Source organism: Microbacterium sp. CnD16-F (assembly GCF_024124465.1).
GTDB lineage: Bacteria > Actinomycetota > Actinomycetes > Actinomycetales > Microbacteriaceae > Microbacterium > Microbacterium gawkjiense.
On record NZ_JAMXSA010000057.1, the window covers coordinates 1 to 16,479 of the forward strand.

Below are 16,479 nucleotides of genomic sequence, written 5' to 3' on the forward strand. Positions count from 1 at the left end.
TCGCCCCCGGCATCCCGAGCAGCGGCAGCGCGCGGCCGAGGTCCGCGGCCACGTCGGCGACGGCGTCGGCGACCGCCCCCGCCGTCTGCGGATCGGCGGAGACCGCGTGGTAGAGCGCCCCGTGCGGCTTGACGTAGCGGAGGTCCGCACCGGCGGACACGAGGGCGGCGATCTGCGTCCGTACCTGGTCGCGGAGGACCTCGGGCGGGACGGCGAGCCGCACGCGCCCGAACCCGGCACGGTCGACGAAGGACGGGTGCGCCCCCACGGCGACGCCCTGCGCCGCCGCCCGGCGGACGGCATCCCGCATCGAATCGGCGTCGCCCGCGTGACCGCCGCACGCGACGGAAGCGCTGGAGACGACGGCGAACATCGCCTCGTCGTCGGCCGTCGGCACGCCGTCGACGGTCTCGCCGAGGTCCGCGTTGAGGTCGATCGTCGCCATGAGGCAACGCTAGCGGCGGGGAACGGTGAACGGCGGGCGAAGGATCCGGTCAAGCTCTGGTCGCGACCGGACCGGGGCCGTAGCGTCGGGATGTCGCCGGACGACCGTTCCGGCGGGAAGGAGCGCCACTGTGGCGTACATCACCGTGGGGACCGAGAACTCGGTCGACGTCGACATCTTCTACACGGATCAGGGGTCGGGACAGCCCGTCGTGCTGATCCACGGCTTCCCCCTCAACGGGGAGTCGTGGGGCAAGCAGCAGGCCGCCCTGCTCGAGGCCGGCTACCGCGTCATCGCCTACGACCGGCGCGGGTTCGGCGCCTCGACGAAGACCGCGTCGGGCTCGGACTACGACACCTTCGCCGCCGACCTGCACGCCCTCATCGAGGAGCTCGAGCTGACCGACGCCGTCCTCGTCGGCTTCTCGATGGGCACCGGCGAGATCGCGCGCTACCTGTCGCGCTACGGCGCCGACCGCATCGCCAAGGTCGCCTTCCTCGGCTCGCTCGAGCCGTGGCTGCTGAAGAACGACGAGAACCCCGACGGCGCGGGCGACCAGGCCTTCTTCGACGGCACCGCCGCAGCCGTCGCCGAGGACCGGTACGCCTTCTTGACCGGCTTCTTCCAGGACTTCTACAACCTCGACGACTACCTCGGCACCCGCATCTCGCAGGAGGCGCTCGACGCCTCGGTCGCCGTCGCGAACCAGGCCGGCAACGCCGCGATCGCCGCCGCCCCACTCACGTGGGCGACGGACTTCCGCGCCGACATCCCCGCCGTCACCGTGCCGGCGCTCATCCTGCACGGCACCGCCGACAACATCCTCCCGATCGACGTGACCGCTCGCCGGTTCCGGGAGCTGCTGCCCGACGCGACGTACGTCGAGATCGAGGGCGCCCCGCACGGCCTGCTCTGGACCCACGGCGCCGAGGTGAACGAGGCGCTGCTCGCCTTCCTGCAGGGATGAGCCCCGCACACGGCGTCCGGGACGGTGTTCCGTCCCGGACGCCGTGTCTCGATCCGATGGTGGAACCGGCGGGCGGGGCATGCCACGATGAGGGCACGAGCGAGGGGGTCGCGATGACGGATGCCGCGGTGCAGGAGACGTCGACGGGCAAGAGCATCGTCATCGATCACGGGATGAGGTGGCGCCTCGCCCGCGACCACCAGCGGACCAAACAGACGGGGCTGTGGGTCGGCGGCATCCTGATCCTGCTGGTCTACGGCTTCGGGCTGTTCGCGCTCAACGGGAACGTCCGCTCCCTGGTCATGGCCGCGTTCTGGGGCCTGCTGATCGCGATCGGCTTCGTCGCGATCCGCCACCTGGGCACGCAGAAGCTCACCCGCGTCATCGAGGGGCTCTACCCCGCCGGCGACCGACTGACCGTCGCCGTCACCGAGTCCGGCCTGACCGTGACCACATCGGCCACGAGCCTGACGGTCGCGGCATCCGCTCTGTGGCGCATCTCGACGGGGCCGCACTCGGTCAGGGTGCGGGTCAACGGACTGACCGGGCCGGCCATCATCCTGCCGCGCGAACTGCTGGACGACGCCGACATCGCGCGGCTGCGCGCGATGTCGCCCCGCATCCGTCGGGGCTGACGCGCCGGGGTCGTCTCGACGGATCAGCCGACGACGACCGCCTCGGGCAGGCGGGTGCGCATGACGGCGAGCGCGTCGGCGCTGTGGTCGACGAGGACGGCGTCGCGGCCGAGCGCGTCCGCGACCGCGCCCGTCGTCCCCGAGCCCGCGAACAGGTCGAGCACGCGGTCGCCCGGACGGCTCGACGCCTGCACGATCCGCCGCAGGATCCCCTCGGGCTTCTGCGTCGGGTAGCCCGTCTTCTCGCGGCCCGACGTGGGGACGATCGTGTGCCACCAGACGTCCGTCGGCAGCTTGCCGCGCGCCGCCTTCTCGGGGGTCACGAGACCCGGAGCCATGTAGGGCTCTCGGTCGACGGCATCCGAGTCGAAGAAGTAGGCGGACGGGTCCTTCACGTACACGAGGATCGTGTCGTGCTTGCTCGGCCAGCGCTTGCGGGACTTCGCGCCGTAGTCGTAGGCCCAGATGAGCTCGTTGAGGAAGCAGTCCCGGCCGAAGACGGCGTCGAGCATGACCTTCGCGTAGTGGGCCTCGCGGTAGTCGAGGTGCAGGTACAGGGTGCCGTCGTCCTGCAGCAGCCGCCACGCCTCGCGCAGCCGCGGCTCGAGGAAGCCCCAGTAATCGTCGAACCGGTCGTCGTACAGCCGCAGCGCGCCGCGCGTGCGGGCGTAGGACGTGCCGCGGAACCCGCCCTTGACGGGGCCTGCCGGCGGGGCGGGGGCGTCCGGGTCGGGCACGAGGTGTTCGGTATTCAGTCCCGACCGGGCAGGCCCGGCGCCCGGCGCACGGGGATCCGGGGAAGCCGACGCCGCGGCATCGGCTCGGGACTGAATACGGAGCGCGGACTCGATCGCCCGCTCCTGCGTGCGGCCGGTGTTGAACGGCGGGTCGAGGTAGACGAGCGCGAAGGAGGCGTCCGGCAGGCGCCGGGCGACCTCGAGGTTGTCGCCGAGATGGATCTCGACGGTCACGGGACGCGGCGCAGCCAGGCGTCCGTCGAGAACTTCGACTCGACGAGCGCCTCGGCCTCGGCGTACTCCTCCTCGGAGATCGAGCCCGGCTTCGCGCCGTACAGCGACGTGAACGTCTCCTTGAAGCGCTCGATGATCTCGGCGCGCGGCAGCCCGGTCTGGCTGCGCAGCGGGTCGACGCGCTTCGCGGCAGACGCCGTGCCCTTGTCCGAGAGCTTCTCGCGACCGATGCGCAGGACCTCGGTCAGGACCTGACCGTCCATGTCGTAGCTGAGGGTGGCGTGGTGCAGCACTCCCCCGTTGGCGAGGCGCTTCTGCGCCGCACCGCCGATCTTGCCCGTCGACGAGGCGATGTCGTTGAGCGGCTGGTAGGTCGCGTCGATGCCGAGCGAGCGCAGCGCGTGCAGCACCCAGTCGTCGAGGAACGCGTACGAGTCCGCGAAGGTCATCCCCGCGACGAGGGATGCCGGCACGTACAGCGAATACGTGACGATCGAGTTCGCGGCCATGAGCATGGCCCCGCCGCCGGAGATGCGGCGGACGACCTGGAAACCGTGCTTCGCGGCCCCCTCGGGGTCGACCTCGTTGCGGTACGACTGGAACGAGCCGATGACGACGGCGGACTCGTTCCACTCCCAGATGCGCAGGGTCGGCGTGCGGCGGCCGTCGCCGACGCGCGTCGTGAGCACCTCGTCGAGGGCGAGGTTCATCGCCGGCGAGACCGCCTTCTCGTGGACGACCTCCCACTCGAACTCGTTCCAGCCGGGAGCGACGATGAGGGCGCGGCGCACCGCCGTGGCGACCGACTCGGGGGTGAAGCCGAGCAGCTGGGCACCCTCGGGCAGCGCGCCGCGGACGGCGGCGGCAATCGTCGCGACGTCCGCCTCGACGGGGAGCCCGGTGACAGCCGCGTCGATGTCGGCGAGCGCGTCGTCGGGCTCGAGGAAGAAGTCGCCCGCCAGGTGGAAGTCCGCGATGCGGCCGTCGGCCACCTCGAGATCGACCACGACCAGCTTGCCGCCAGGGACCTTGTACTCGCCGTGCATGGTCCTATTCTCCCGTGTCCGCGGCCGGCCCGGTCGCGTCGGCGCCGGAAGCGGATGCCGCGTCGCGCCGCGCGATGCGCGCGTCCAGCCACGCGAGCAGGTCGGCGCGCACTTCGGCGGCGCAGTGCTCGTTGAAGATCTCGTGCCGCGCGTCGGGGTAGACGAGGGTCGTGACGTCGGTGAGTCCCGACCGGGTGCGGTAGGCGTCGGCGAGGCGGTGGACGCTCCGCGGGCCGCCGACGGGGTCGTCGCGCCCGACCATGAGCAGGACGGGCAGATCGACCCCGAGGTCGCGCTTCGGCTTGCCGAGGAGACGCACGGTGTCGGCCGGGCCGAACAGCGTCGGCAGCGGGACCGTCGTCGTGAGCGGGTCGTCGAGGAACGCGCGGCCGACCGCGGCATCCGTCGACAGCCATTCGACACCCGTCGCGTCGGCACCCGCCCAGCGCTTGTTGAGGGGCGCGGCGTTGAGGGCGCCCGGCCACAGGAGCGACGACCCGGAGAGCACCAGCGCGGCGTAGGCGCCCGGGTCGGCGTTCACGAGCTTCTGCGCGAGGAACGACCCCCACGAGTGCCCGAGGAGCACGAGCGGCAGGTCGGGGTGGCGACCCCGGATGATGCCGGTGAACTGCCGGCACGCGGCGATCGCGGCGCGCAGACCCCCCGGCCCCAGGCGGCCGAGACGGGAGTGGTCGCCGCCGTGCTGGCGCAGCCCGGTGCGGCCGTGGCCGCGGTGGTCGTCGGCGTAGACGGTGAACCCGTCGGCGGTGAGCGCCGCGATGAGGGCGGCGTAGCGGCCGGCGTGCTCGCCGACGCCGTGGAGCAGCTGGACGACGCCCCTCGGCGTCCCCTCGGCGGGGTGGACGTCGTAGACGATCGCGACGCCGTGTGCATCGATGAACTCGGGCATGGCTCGAATTCTAGGGCCGGTCGGATGCCGCGCTCCGAGCCGTTAGCCAGACTAATGAGCTATGCTAATGAAACATGATCGACGCGACCGGTGACCAGACCCAGGACCTGGCTCACGCGGCATCCGATTTCCGCATGGCGACCTTCCGGCTCGCGCGGCGCCTGCGCTCGCAGCGCGCGGTCGACACGATGAGCGACGGCCAGTTCGCCGTGCTCGCGGCGCTCAAGGTGCACGGTCCGCACACGCTCGGCGAGCTCGCGGAGCGCGAGCGGGTGTCGGCGCCCTCGATGAACCGCACCGTCAACTGCCTCGAGGAACTCGGCTACCTGAGCCGCACGCCCGACGAGAACGACCGCCGCAAGGTGGTCATCGCACTCACCGACAGCGGACGGGAGGTCGTCGTCGAGACGGTCCGGCGGCGCGACTCCTGGCTGGAGCACGCCTTCGAGGACCTGACCGCGACCCAGCGCGCGACCCTGGTGAAGGCCGCCGCGATCATGCAGGAGGTGGCCGAGCGATGAGTTCCGCGATGTTCCGCTCCTTCTCCGTCTTCAACTACCGCGTCTGGTTCATCGGCGCCCTCGTGTCGAACGTGGGCGCGTGGATGCAGGCGACGGCGCTCAGCTGGGTCGTGCTGACGCAGCTCACCGACAACGACGCGACCGCCATGGGTGTCACGATGGCGCTGCAGTTCGCGCCACCCCTGCTGCTCGTGGGCGTGACCGGGCTCGTCGCCGACCGCTTCGACCGCCGCAAGCTGCTCTTCGTGACCCAGGGCTCGCTCATGGTGCTCGGGCTCACGATCGGCGTGCTGCTCCTGCTCGGCGCGATGAACCTGTGGACGATGTACGCCTTCGCGTTCGCGCTCGGCGTCGTCGCCGCCTTCGACAACCCGGCTCGGCAGGCGTTCGTCTCCGACCTCGTCGCGCGCGAGAACGCCTCGAACGCGGTCGCCTTGAACGCGGCATCCTTCAACACCGCCCGCATGATCGGACCCGCCGTCGCCGGTCTCGTCATCGTCGCCGTCGGCACCGGCTGGGTGTTCCTCATCAACGCGCTGACGTTCCTCGCGATGCTCGTGGCCCTCGTGCTCATCCGCCCCGCGGAGCTCGCCCCGAGGCCGAAGCTGCGCAGCGCCGCGCGGATGGCCGACGGGCTGCGCTACGTCGGCGGCCGACCCGACCTGGTCGTGACGTTCATCATGGTGTTCCTGCTCGGCGCGTTCGGCATGAACTTCCCGATCCTCGCCTCGACCATGGCTCTCGAGTTCGGCCAGAACGCCGACGGCTACGGCGTGCTCAGCTCGATCCTCGCGATCGGGTCGCTCGCCGGCGCCCTGCTCGCGGCGCGACGCGACCGCGCCCGGCTGCGTCTGGTCATCGGCGGACTCGGGCTGTTCGCGATCGCCTCGGTGCTCTCAGCCGCGATGCCCGTCTACGTCGCCTACGCCGCGACCCTCATGTTCATCGGGTTCGCGACGGTGACGACCCTCACCACGGCGAACGGCTACGTACAGACGACGACCGAGCCGGCCCTGCGCGGGCGCGTACTCGCGCTCTACATGGCGATCCTCATGGGCGGCACCCCCTTCGGCGCCCCCATCGTCGGCTGGGTGGCCGACGCGTTCGGACCGCGCGCCGCGATCCTGCTCGGCGCCGCGGCGGCGCTCGTCGCCTTCTGCGTCGGCGGCGGCTGGCTGCTGTTCTCGGGACGCCTGCACCGCCACGAGACGCGCCGCTTCGCGATGACGATCGACGAGACCCGGCCGATCAGCGTCGTCGCGCCCGAGGAGTTCAGCGACGAGGTCGCCGCGACGACGCCGATCCGACTGCCCGAGGACGGTGAGGTGGCGCAGCTGAGGTCGGGCGCGCTGAGTTAGGGCGCGGCGCTGGCGGCAGTTCCGGGGACGCGCAGTGTCGGGTCGGCGTGCGTGCGGCGACGAATCGGGTCCCCGGAGCAGGGGGCGCGGGGACTCCAGGGACGCGAAGTGTCGGGACGGCGTGCGCGAGGCGACAAAACGGGTCCCCGGAGCGGATGCCGCGGCCCGACGCGCGCGGTCGACACCCGGGTCGCGACGAGGAAGAGGGCGTCCGCGATGACGATGTGCATGCCCTGGACTCACGTCGGCACCCCCAGGCCCACCCCGAGTGCCAGGTGGACGGCGACGACGATCGCGACGGTCGTCCCCGCCCGGTGGCACCCGCCGCCGGCACCCTAGGTTGACGTGCGGGGGAACCGACGGGCCAGGCTTCGACTCGTCGGCTCGGGGCCCAGCGACTTCGGGGGAAGTCAGGGCCCCGACTCCCCCACCACTCGGAGGGCACTGTCAAGGGGTCGGATGCCGCCGGTCGCCGCGCGTACCGTCGCGGCCATGAGCGACGCATCCCCCACTCCCGAGCAGGACGACCCGACCGGCGGCGACGAGACGACCGAACAGCAGCTCGACGCCGACAACGCCGTCGAGGAGGACACCCTCAAGACGCTCGACCCCGACGACTCCCCGGCCTGACCCGGCGTCAGGCCTCGCGGGTGATGAGCACCCGCACCTCGAGACGGCTCTTGAACGGTCCCGCGTACACCCCGCGCAGCGGCGGCACGTCGTTGTAGTCGCGCCCGCGCCCCACCGTCACGTGTCGGTCGCCGATCTCGGCGTCGTTGGTCGGGTCGAAACCGTGCCACGAGCCGGCGTACCACTCGATCCAGGCGTGCGACTCGCCGACCACCGGCACACCCACCTCGGCGGTGGGGTTCGGGTGCAGGTACCCCGAGACGTAGCGGGCCGGGATGCCGACCGAGCGCAGCGCGCCGAGCGCGATGTGCGCCATGTCCTGGCACACGCCCTTGCGCTCCGCCCACGCCTCCGCACCGGTGGACTGCACCTCGGTCGCGCCGGGCACGTACTCGACGGCCTCGCCGATGGCCGTCGCGATGGCGAGCGCCGCGTGCGACGGGTTCTCGTGCTGGGCCGCGATGCCCGACGCGAGCGCCGCGACCTCGGGATGCGGATCGGTGCGGCGCGTCTGCGACAGCATCTCGACCGTGCCGATCGACCGCTGCGCGTCGCGCGAGAGGGCCTCCCACGACATGTCGGGGTGCGTGAGGGGCCGCGCGCGCACCTCGACGAGCGAGCGCGCCGTGATGTGCAGCGCCGAGTGCTTCGCCAGCACATCGAACGCCGCGACCCGCGTACCGAAGTAGTCGACGTAGTAGTTCACGTTCGTCGAGGGCTCGATGTCCAGCTGCGAGCTGAGGACGAACTGGCTGTCGCTCGTCGTCGGCAGCATCCGCGCCTCGTTGTACGACGCACCGACCTCGCCCGGGTAGTCGAAGCCCGTCGTGTGCTCGATGCGCAGCCGCTTCATGAGGTCTCTCCGATCCAGCTGGGTTCGGCCTGGGTGGGGAAGAAGCGCCCGCGGATCGCCTCGGACGCCTCCCGGGTGACCGATTGGACGCTCTGCATGTGGGCGGGGAGCTCGGCGAGGACCTCCTCGATCGGCCGGTACTCCAGTTCGTTGCGGATGCGGCCCAGCGCCCGCAGCACCGTGTTGGAGTGTCCGACGCGGTCGGCGACCGGGTCGATCGCGCTCATGCACTGCTCGGCGGTGCGGATGGAGTGGATGATCGAGCGCGGGAACAACCGGTCGAGCAGCAGGAACTCGGCCGCGTTCTGCGAGCTCGGCATCCCCCGGTAGGTGCGCAGGTACGCCTCGTACGCGCCGCAGGAGCGCAGGATGGTGGTCCAGGACGGACCGGATGCCTCGGTCAGCGACCGCGTCGCCAGCATCCGCGCCGTCATGTCGGTGCGCTCGATGGCGCGGCCCAGGGTGAAGAACTGCCACGGCTCGTCGTGACTGGTGGACCCGTCGGTGACCCCGACGGCAAGCGCGGCCCGCTCGCGCACCCACTGGAAGAACTCGTGGGTCTTCTCGTCGTTGAGCCGTCGCGGCATCCGCGAGTACGTCGTGTTCAGCGTCTCCCAGAGCTCGGTCGAGACGATCTCGCGGGCGCGGCGGGCGTTCTCACGCGCGGCCTGCAGCGAATAGGCGATCGATGACGGGTTGGTGCGGTCGACGGCGAGCACGGTGAGCACGTCGCCGCGGGTGACGGGCGCGTCCGTCCGCGGTGGCACGGTGCCCATCACGCCCATGAGCGAGCGGCAGGCGGTGTCCTCGTCGATCCACGGGTCCTCGAGCAGGAGCTGCAGGTGGACGTCGAGGATGCGGGCGGTGCCGTCGGAGCGCTCGATGTAGCGCCCGATCCAGAACAGGCTCTCGGCGATGCGGCTCAGCATCCGTCCTCACCTCCCGCGGTCTCGCGTCCCTGCTGCTGCTGCTCCTGCTGCTCGGCCGTCGCGCGGGGCCGGTCCTGCGGCGAGTGGTCCGGCTCGTCCTGGGCGTCGTAGATGATCGGGATGGCGGAGGTCGCCGTCGCCTGCTCGGCGACGAGGCCGGCGAGGGACTGCGACTGCCCGTACTCGCCGCGGTTCGGCGCGTCGCCGCCGACGATCCACGTGTCCTTCGACCCGCCGCCCTGGCTGGAGTTGACGACGAGCTGCCCCTCGGGCAGTGCGACGCGGGTGAGCCCGCCGGGGAGCACCCAGACCTCGTCGCCGTTGTTGACGGCGAACGGTCGCAGGTCCGCGTGGCGCGGCCGCATCCCGTCGTCGACCAGGGTCGGGATCGTCGAGAGCATGACGACCGGCTGCGCGATCCAGCCGCGGGGGTCGGCGAGGAGCTTCGAGCGCAGGGCGTCGAGCTCGGCGGGGCTCGCGTCGGGGCCGACGACGAGGCCCTTTCCGCCCGAGCCGTCGACGGGCTTCACGACGAGCTCGTCGAGGCGGTCGAGCACCTCTTCGAGGGCGCCCGGGTCCTCGAGCCGCCAGGTGTCGACGTTCTTGAGGATGGGCTCCTCGGCGAGGTAGTACCGGATGAGGTCGGGCACGTACGTGTAGAGCAGCTTGTCGTCGGCGACGCCGTTGCCGACCGCGTTCGCGATCGTGACGTTGCCCAGGCGCGCGGCCAGCATGAGCCCCGGGGCGCCGAGCATCGAGTCGGCGCGGAACTGCAGCGGGTCGAGGAAGTCGTCGTCGACGCGGCGGTAGATGACGTCGACCCGGCGCGGACCGCGCGTGGTGCGCATGAAGACCTTGCCGCCCTGGCAGACGAGGTCGCGCCCCTCGACGAGTTCGACGCCCATGAGGCGGGCGAGCAGCGTGTGCTCGAAGTACGCGGAGTTGTAGACACCGGGGGTGAGGACGACGACGTTCGGATCGTCGACACCCGGAGGCGCGGAGTTGCGGAGCGCCTGCAGGAGCTTGTTCGGGTAGTCGCCGACGGGACGCACCCGCATCGAGACGAACAGCTCGGGCAGCGTCTGCGCCATGACCCGGCGGTTGGAGATGACGTAGCTCACGCCCGAGGGCACACGCACGTTGTCCTCCAGCACGCGCATCTCGCCGTGCTCGTCGCGGATGAGGTCGATGCCGGCGACCTGGATGCGGACGCCGTTGGCCGAGCGGATGCCGGCCGCCTGCCGGTAGAAGTACTGCGACGACGCGATCAGCTTCGCCGGCAGCACGCCGTCGCGGACGACGTGCTGGTGGCCGTACGCGTCGTCGAGGAACGCCTCGAGCGCCCGGACGCGCTGCTGCACGCCCTTCTCGATGCGCGACCACTCGTCGTAGGCGATGACCCGGGGCACGGCATCCAGCGGAAACGGTCGTTCCTCGCCCGCGAAGTCGAACGTGACGCCCTGTGCGAGGTACGAGCTCGCGAGCGATTCGGTGCGCCCCCGCAGCTCTTCCTGCGTCATCTGTGCGAGGGCCTGATAGAGCTCGCGGTAGGTCGAACGCGACTGCGCCGCCTCGCCAGGATGCGCCACCTCGGCGAACATCTCGTCGAACGCAGGGACGCCGGAAGGGGTCTTGCGCGGCGCCAGCGTGGAGCCGTATCCGTCGAAGAGGTCACCCATGCGACGAGCCTAATCCGGGCGGTGTTGCCGGAGTGTTTCGCCCCGCGGGTCAGCCTTCGAGGGCGAGGCGCAACTGCTCGACGGCCCAGTCGATCTCGGTGGCGCGGATGACCAGCGGCGGCGCCATGCGGACGGTCTGCCCGTGCGTGTCCTTGACGAGGACTCCCCGCGCGAGCAGCCGCTCGGCGACCTCGCGGCCGGTGCCGACGGCCGGGTCGATGTCGACGCCCGCCCAGAGGCCCGCGACGCGGATCGCGGTGACACCCGACCCGAGGAGAGGTTCGAGCCGCGCACGCAGGTGGTCGCCGAGCGACAGTGCTCGCTTCTGCAGGTCGCCGGTGCGGAGCAGGTCGACGACGGCGAGACCGACGGCCGCCGCGAGCGGGTTGCCGCCGAAGGTCGAGCCGTGCTCGCCGGGGTGGATGACGCCCAGCACGTCACGATCGCCCACGACGGCGGACACGGGGAGGATGCCGCCGCCCAGTGCCTTGCCGAGCAGGTACAGATCGGGGACGACACCCTCGCGCTCGCACGCGAACGTGGTGCCGACCCGCCCGAGGCCGGACTGGATCTCATCGGCGATGAACAGCACGTTCGTCGCGGTGCACGCCTCGCGGACGGCGCGGAGGTATCCGTCCGGCGGGATCACGACGCCCGCCTCGCCCTGGATCGGCTCGATGAGGACGGCGGCGGTGTTCTCGTCGATCGCGGCGGTCAGGGCCGCGGCATCCCCGTAGGGCACGATCTCGAACCCGGGCGCGAACGGCCCGAAGCCGTCGCGGGCCTGCGGGTCGTCGCTGAAACCCACGATGGTCGTCGTGCGGCCGTGGAAGTTGCCGGCCGCGACGACGATCTTCGCCGCCCCGTCGGGCACCCCCTTCACGCGGTACGCCCACGCCCGCGCCACCTTGATGCCGGTCTCGACGGCTTCGGCGCCCGTGTTCATCGGGAGGACCATGTCCTTGCCGGCGAGGGCGGCGAGCGCGTCGGCGAAGGCGCCGAGGCGGTCGTTGTGGAACGCCCGGCTGGTGAGGGTCAGTCGCCCGAGCTGCTCGGTCGCTGCGGCGACGAGGGCGGGATGCCGGTGTCCGAAGTTCAGGGCCGAGTACGCCGACAGCAGGTCGAGGTAGCGCCGCCCCTCGACGTCGGTGACCCACGACCCCTCACCCTCGGCGACCACGACGGGGAGGGGGTGATAGTTGTGCGCCACGTGGGCTTCTTCGGCCGCGATGAAATCTGCGGACGGGGTCGTCTGGGGCCGGACGTCGGTCATCGCGCACCTCCGCGCAGTTCGAGCGTGCAGCACTTGATGCCGCCGCCGCCGAGCAGCAGCTCGGACAGATCGATGGGGACGGGGATGTAGCCGCGCTCCTCGAGCTGCGCGGCGAAGCCGGTGGCGCGGGGCGAGACGAAGACATGGAGGCCGTCGCTGGCCGCGTTCAGCCCGAAGACGGCACCGTCGGCATCCGACACGTGGATGGCGTCGGGGTAGCGCTCGGCGAGCACCCGCTGCGACGCCTCGTCGAACGCGGACGGCAGGTAGGCGATGTTCGCCCGCTCGACTCCCGTGGGGCCTTCGACGGGATCCAGGACGGTGATGGCCGTGTCGAGGTGGTAGAACCGCGGATCGACGAGGCGCAGTGACACCACCTCGCGCCCGAAGACCTCGGCGAGTTCGCGGTGACTGTCCCCGACCGACCGGAATCCGGTGCCGGCGAGGATCGTGTCGCCGACGAGCAGGAAGTCACCCTCGCCCTCCTGCACCTCGACGGGCTCGACGACCTCGAAGCCGTGGGCGGCGAACCAGTCCATGAAGGGCCGCTCCTCGCCGCGACGCTCGTCGACGCGGAAGCGGACGCCCAACGCGCGGCCGTCGACGATGAATCCGCCGTTCGCGGTGTAGACCATGTCGGGCAGCCCCGGCACCGGATCGATGAGCTCGACCCCGTGCCCGAGCGCGACGTAGGCGTCGTGCAGCGCCTGCCACTGCCGCACGGCCTTCGCGGTGTCGGTGGGGTTCGCCGGATCCATCCAGGGGTTGATCCGGTACGACACCGTGAAGTGCTCGGGGCGGCACATGAGGTAACGGCGGCGCTGGGCGGTGCGCACCGGCGCGGTCTCGTGCTGCGTCGTCATTCTCGCTCCTCGTTCCCGGGGCGGCGGACGCTGTCCAGAGGCCCGACGGAGCTTGCAGAAGCCGACGAATCGGGCACGCCGGGACCCATCATGCCAGGTCGACCCGCACGGACGGCGGTGGACAGGCGGCACGGATGCATGCCGATGATGACAGGATGCAGAGCATGGCCAGACGCACGGGTGAGCAGACGAAAGCCCTGCTGCTGCGCACCGGCATGCAGATGCTCCTCGAGCGCGGGGTGAGCGCCGGCGTCCAGCACATTCGGCTGCAGGACGTGCTGCGTCGCGCGGGCCTCACGACCGGTGCGGCGTACCGGCTCTGGAGCGACCAGGCCGACTACCACCGCGAGCTCGCCGTGGCCATGATGCGGATGCGGGTGGCCGGACCGGCCGACGCGATGCGTGCCCGGGTCGAGGAGCTCATCGGCGAAGAGGTCACCGGCGAGGAGATCATCCGCCAGGCGGCCCGGCAGCACGTCCTCGCCGCGGAGCTGTCCACCGAGGACCCGACCGATCTGCTCGAGGCGCAGTCGTTCCGAGTGGCTTTGGCGCTGCGGACGGCTGCGGACACGTGGCCGGAGCTCACCGAGGCCAGCCACGAGCGTCACCGCGAGTCCATCCAGGCCTTCACCGAGCTCTACCAGTACCTCATCGACGCCTACGGCATGCGGATGCGCGAGGGGCTGACGATCGACGATTTCGCCGAGGCGATGGCGGCGATGGCGGAGGGCTTCGCCATCCGGTCCCTCGAACGGATCCCGCACCCGACGTTCCGTCTGTCGGGCACGGACGGCACACCGACCGGCGAGTGGACGCTGCTGGGGCTCACGGTGCGCGCGCTCGTCGACTCGTTCATGGTGCCGCGGGAGGACGCCGACCCCGACGCCTACGCCCGTCGTCCGCACTACTCCTGAGCCGCCGGGAACCGAGATGCCCCGGGCCGAGGACGCCAGGTCCTCGATCCGGGGCGACACTCCCCCCGGAGTGTTCTCGTGCGCCTCCCCCAGAAGCGCACGAGGACATTCAACAACGTCGGACGGCCGACGCACCAGAAAGATAAGTTGTTTTCTTCGCCGGATGGACAAATCCGTCGTCGGCCGCCCCGCTCGGTCTCAGATGACGGATTCGCTCCACCGGTCGGAATTGCCGAAGCGGTGCGCCGTGATCGTGATCGACTGCTCGCGCAGGAACGGGAGCAGTTCGATCCGCCCGGCCTGCGTGACCTCGTCGGCGTAGACGGCCAGATCCGGGTCGCCCGAGATCGCCGCGGCGAGCGCGGTGCGCACCTCGCCCACATGCGCCGGCGGCCCCACCAGCCGCACCCGGTCGGCCCGCGCGGGCACGCCCTCGGCGCGGGGCGCCGCCATCCGCGCGATCCAGTCCTCGTCCGATTCGACGAACACCGCCACCTCGAGCGCGCCGAGGGCCTGTCGCACGATGGCCGGCAGCCCCGCGGGCGTGCTGACGGTGAACGTCGAGCGGGCGCGGACGGCGGCGATGATCGCACGCACGAGCGCCTGCGGCGCGGCATCCGTCGTCGATCGGATCTCGACGCTCGCCGGACGGTAACGGAAGAGGTTGCGCTCGACGCCCAGGTGCGAGACGTCGACGACCTTGCCGAAGGTGCGGTCCCACGCGACGGCGTCGGACAACGCCGCACGGCGCAACCACTCGAACGCCTCGTAGCCCAGGGCGGGCTGGGCCGCCTCGATGACGTCGGCGATCGTCGAGTCGAGTCCCTTGAGGTGCAGCGTCGACGACGCCGCCACCCCCGCCGTCGGCCGCCACGACCCGAGCCCGACGAGGTGGTTCGGACCGCCGGCCTTCGCGCCGCCCCCGACGGAGGACCGCTTCCAGCCGCCGAACGGCTGACGCTGGACGATCGCACCCGTCGTGCCGCGGTTGACGTAGAGGTTGCCTGCTTCGACCCGGTCGAGCCACAGAGCGAGGTCGTCGGGGTTCTGCGTGTAGAGGCCCGCGGTGAGGCCGTAGTCGACCGCGTTCTGCAGCTCGATCGCATGCTCGAGCGACCGCGCGTGCATGACCCCCAGGACGGGGCCGAAGAACTCCTCGAGGTGGACCCGCGAGCCGGGCTTCACCCCGGTGCGGATGCCGGGGGTCCAGAGCCGTCCGCCGTAGCGCTGGTGCGGCAGTTCGCGCGGCTCGACGAGCCACTCCTCGTCCTCGTCCAGGGTCGTCAACGCCCAGGCGAGCTTGCCGCTCGGGGCTTCGACGAGCGGACCGACTTCGGTCAGCGGATCCTCGGGCGCGCCCACGCGGAGCGAGGTCGCGGCATCCACCAACTGACGGCGGAACCGCTGCGACCGGGCGACGGGACCGACGAGGATCGCGAGCGAGGCGGCGGAGCATTTCTGTCCCGCGTGGCCGAACGCCGAACGGACGAGATCGGATGCCGCCAGGTCGAGGTCGGCCGAGGGCATGACGATCATGGCGTTCTTGCCGCTCGTCTCGGCCTGGAGGGCGAGGTCCGGACGCCAGGAGCGGAAGAGCGCCGCCGTCTCGAAGGACCCCGTCAGGATGACGCGGTCCACCGACGGGTGCGTGATGAGCTGCTTGCCGAGGCCGCCTTCGTCGAGATCGACGAGGGCGAGGATGTCGCGGCCGACGGCGGCGCCGTCCAGGGCCTCCCAGATCGCCTCGGCCACCACCGCGGCGCAGCGGCGGGCCTGGGGTGCGGGCTTGAAGACGACACCCGAGCCCGCCGCGAGGGCGGCCAGCGCGCCGCCGGCGGGGATCGCGACCGGGAAGTTCCACGGCGGCGTGACGACCGTCACCCGGTCGGGGACGAAGACGGCACCGCTCACCCGGTCGAGCTCGCGCGCGGTCGCGGCGTAGTAGCGGGCGAAATCGACGGCTTCGCTCACCTCGACGTCCGCCTCGGCGAGGGTCTTGCCGGTCTCGGACGCCGCGACCTCGATGAGCTCGGCGCGGCGACGTTCGAGCGCGCCGGCCGCACGGAGGAGGACCTCGGCGCGATCGGCGGCGGGCAGCGGGCCCCACGCGCCGGCCGCCGAACCCACGCGGCCGAGCAGGGCCTCAAGCTCGGACTCGGTGCCGATGCGGGCTGCGGCGATCGTCGCATCCCCCGCCGCCGACGACGGGACACGGCCGAGGATCTCGCGCGCCCACGCGCGGTTCGCGGGGAGGGCGGGGTCGGTGTCGGCGGCGTTGCGGAAACCGGGGGCACCCGCCGCGGCGGCGCTCTCGCGCGGCGAGAAGACGGCGGTCTCGACGAACGCGTCGCCGGCGAACTTACCGGGCAGGCCGGCCGGCTGCGTCTCGTCGGGGTCCGCCGGGCGCGCGTCCTTCGCGGCGATGCCGAGGACGACCTGCGTGAGGGCGGCGTCGTCGGCGGGCGCGGGGGCCGCGGCATCCGTC

The 16,479-nt window shown here is 71.7% G+C and carries 16 protein-coding genes; 6 read left to right on the top strand and 10 right to left on the bottom strand.

Annotated elements, in window-relative coordinates; genetic code table 11:
• On the bottom strand, positions 1-445 hold a 445-nt coding region (locus NH287_RS12835; RefSeq protein WP_253035930.1), incomplete at its 3' end, for a LamB/YcsF family protein.
• 130 nt (positions 446-575) lie between these two features.
• On the opposite strand from NH287_RS12835, the gene NH287_RS12840 reads away from it, so the two are divergent.
• Both NH287_RS12840 and NH287_RS12845 read left to right on the top strand, forming a co-directional pair.
• Positions 576-1,412 carry an alpha/beta hydrolase gene (locus tag NH287_RS12840; protein ID WP_253035931.1) on the top strand — a complete coding sequence of 279 codons (837 nt, stop codon included), beginning with the start codon at positions 576-578 and terminating at the stop codon, positions 1,410-1,412.
• A 113-nt stretch (positions 1,413-1,525) separates the two neighbouring features.
• Entirely contained in the window at positions 1,526-2,047 is a 522-nt protein-coding gene (locus NH287_RS12845; RefSeq protein ID WP_253035932.1) for a hypothetical protein, read from the top strand.
• Positions 2,048-2,070: 23 nt separating this feature from the next.
• On the opposite strand, the gene NH287_RS12850 is transcribed toward NH287_RS12845, so the two are convergent.
• The 3 genes from NH287_RS12850 to NH287_RS12860 are packed head-to-tail and all read right to left on the bottom strand — an operon-like array spanning position 2,071 to position 4,974.
• A complete protein-coding gene (locus tag NH287_RS12850) occupies positions 2,071-3,018 on the bottom strand; it encodes a site-specific DNA-methyltransferase (protein ID WP_253035933.1) in 948 nt (315 codons plus the stop codon).
• Positions 3,015-4,064 (bottom strand): biotin/lipoate A/B protein ligase family protein, encoded by a 1,050-nt coding sequence (locus tag NH287_RS12855; protein ID WP_253035934.1) that lies wholly within the window; start codon positions 4,062-4,064, stop codon positions 3,015-3,017. Before NH287_RS12855 ends, NH287_RS12850 begins: the two co-directional genes overlap by 4 nt.
• Before the next feature lie 4 nt (positions 4,065-4,068).
• Entirely contained in the window at positions 4,069-4,974 is a 906-nt protein-coding gene (locus NH287_RS12860) for an alpha/beta fold hydrolase (protein ID WP_253035935.1), read from the bottom strand.
• Positions 4,975-5,048: 74 nt separating this feature from the next.
• On the opposite strand from NH287_RS12860, the gene NH287_RS12865 reads away from it, so the two are divergent.
• The 3 genes from NH287_RS12865 to NH287_RS12875 all read left to right on the top strand — a co-directional run bounded on the left by NH287_RS12865 (position 5,049) and on the right by NH287_RS12875 (position 7,483).
• Positions 5,049-5,495 carry a MarR family winged helix-turn-helix transcriptional regulator gene (locus NH287_RS12865; RefSeq protein WP_253035936.1) on the top strand — a complete coding sequence of 149 codons (447 nt, stop codon included), beginning with the start codon at positions 5,049-5,051 and terminating at the stop codon, positions 5,493-5,495.
• A gap of 8 nt (positions 5,496-5,503) precedes the next feature.
• A complete protein-coding gene (locus NH287_RS12870) occupies positions 5,504-6,853 on the top strand; it encodes an MFS transporter (RefSeq protein WP_253035937.1) in 1,350 nt (449 codons plus the stop codon).
• Positions 6,854-7,345: 492 nt separating this feature from the next.
• Entirely contained in the window at positions 7,346-7,483 is a 138-nt protein-coding gene (locus NH287_RS12875) for a hypothetical protein (RefSeq protein ID WP_197471649.1), read from the top strand.
• A 7-nt stretch (positions 7,484-7,490) separates the two neighbouring features.
• Here the strand turns inward: NH287_RS12875 and NH287_RS12880 are convergent, their stop codons facing one another.
• From NH287_RS12880 to ddaH, 5 genes are read right to left on the bottom strand one after another with little or no spacing between them, the layout of a single operon-like run.
• Positions 7,491-8,336, bottom strand: a complete 846-nt coding sequence (locus NH287_RS12880; protein ID WP_064003371.1) for a transglutaminase family protein — start codon at positions 8,334-8,336, stop codon at positions 7,491-7,493.
• A complete protein-coding gene (locus NH287_RS12885; protein ID WP_253035938.1) occupies positions 8,333-9,265 on the bottom strand; it encodes an alpha-E domain-containing protein in 933 nt (310 codons plus the stop codon). The genes NH287_RS12880 and NH287_RS12885 overlap by 4 nt, the downstream gene beginning before the upstream one ends.
• Positions 9,259-10,944, bottom strand: coding sequence for a circularly permuted type 2 ATP-grasp protein (locus tag NH287_RS12890; protein ID WP_253035939.1), 1,686 nt, complete (start codon positions 10,942-10,944; stop codon positions 9,259-9,261). The genes NH287_RS12885 and NH287_RS12890 overlap by 7 nt, the downstream gene beginning before the upstream one ends.
• A gap of 49 nt (positions 10,945-10,993) precedes the next feature.
• Positions 10,994-12,217 carry an ornithine--oxo-acid transaminase gene (rocD, locus tag NH287_RS12895; RefSeq protein ID WP_253035940.1) on the bottom strand — a complete coding sequence of 408 codons (1,224 nt, stop codon included), beginning with the start codon at positions 12,215-12,217 and terminating at the stop codon, positions 10,994-10,996.
• The gene (ddaH, locus tag NH287_RS12900) at positions 12,214-13,080 is read right to left on the bottom strand and encodes a dimethylargininase (protein WP_217528448.1); all 867 of its coding nucleotides are present in this window, start codon (positions 13,078-13,080) and stop codon (positions 12,214-12,216) included. The genes rocD and ddaH overlap by 4 nt, the downstream gene beginning before the upstream one ends.
• A gap of 164 nt (positions 13,081-13,244) precedes the next feature.
• Between ddaH and NH287_RS12905 the strand changes: the two genes are divergently transcribed.
• Positions 13,245-13,994 carry a hypothetical protein gene (locus NH287_RS12905; RefSeq protein ID WP_253035941.1) on the top strand — a complete coding sequence of 250 codons (750 nt, stop codon included), beginning with the start codon at positions 13,245-13,247 and terminating at the stop codon, positions 13,992-13,994.
• 198 nt (positions 13,995-14,192) lie between these two features.
• Here the strand turns inward: NH287_RS12905 and NH287_RS12910 are convergent.
• Positions 14,193-16,479: aldehyde dehydrogenase family protein (locus NH287_RS12910; RefSeq protein WP_253035942.1), on the bottom strand; the 2,287-nt coding region annotated here is incomplete at its 5' end.

Coding starts and splice junctions, on each gene's coding strand:
- NH287_RS12845 (WP_253035932.1), top strand. CDS start 1,526: ATGACGGATGCCGCGGTGCAGGAGACGTCGACGGGCAAGAGCATCGTC.
- NH287_RS12855 (WP_253035934.1), bottom strand. CDS start 4,064: ATGCACGGCGAGTACAAGGTCCCTGGCGGCAAGCTGGTCGTGGTCGAT.
- NH287_RS12860 (WP_253035935.1), bottom strand. CDS start 4,974: ATGCCCGAGTTCATCGATGCACACGGCGTCGCGATCGTCTACGACGTC.
- NH287_RS12865 (WP_253035936.1), top strand. CDS start 5,049: ATGATCGACGCGACCGGTGACCAGACCCAGGACCTGGCTCACGCGGCA.
- NH287_RS12870 (WP_253035937.1), top strand. CDS start 5,504: ATGTTCCGCTCCTTCTCCGTCTTCAACTACCGCGTCTGGTTCATCGGC.
- NH287_RS12875 (WP_197471649.1), top strand. CDS start 7,346: ATGAGCGACGCATCCCCCACTCCCGAGCAGGACGACCCGACCGGCGGC.
- NH287_RS12880 (WP_064003371.1), bottom strand. CDS start 8,336: ATGAAGCGGCTGCGCATCGAGCACACGACGGGCTTCGACTACCCGGGC.
- NH287_RS12885 (WP_253035938.1), bottom strand. CDS start 9,265: ATGCTGAGCCGCATCGCCGAGAGCCTGTTCTGGATCGGGCGCTACATC.
- NH287_RS12890 (WP_253035939.1), bottom strand. CDS start 10,944: ATGGGTGACCTCTTCGACGGATACGGCTCCACGCTGGCGCCGCGCAAG.
- rocD (WP_253035940.1), bottom strand. CDS start 12,217: ATGACCGACGTCCGGCCCCAGACGACCCCGTCCGCAGATTTCATCGCG.
- ddaH (WP_217528448.1), bottom strand. CDS start 13,080: ATGACGACGCAGCACGAGACCGCGCCGGTGCGCACCGCCCAGCGCCGC.
- NH287_RS12905 (WP_253035941.1), top strand. CDS start 13,245: ATGGCCAGACGCACGGGTGAGCAGACGAAAGCCCTGCTGCTGCGCACC.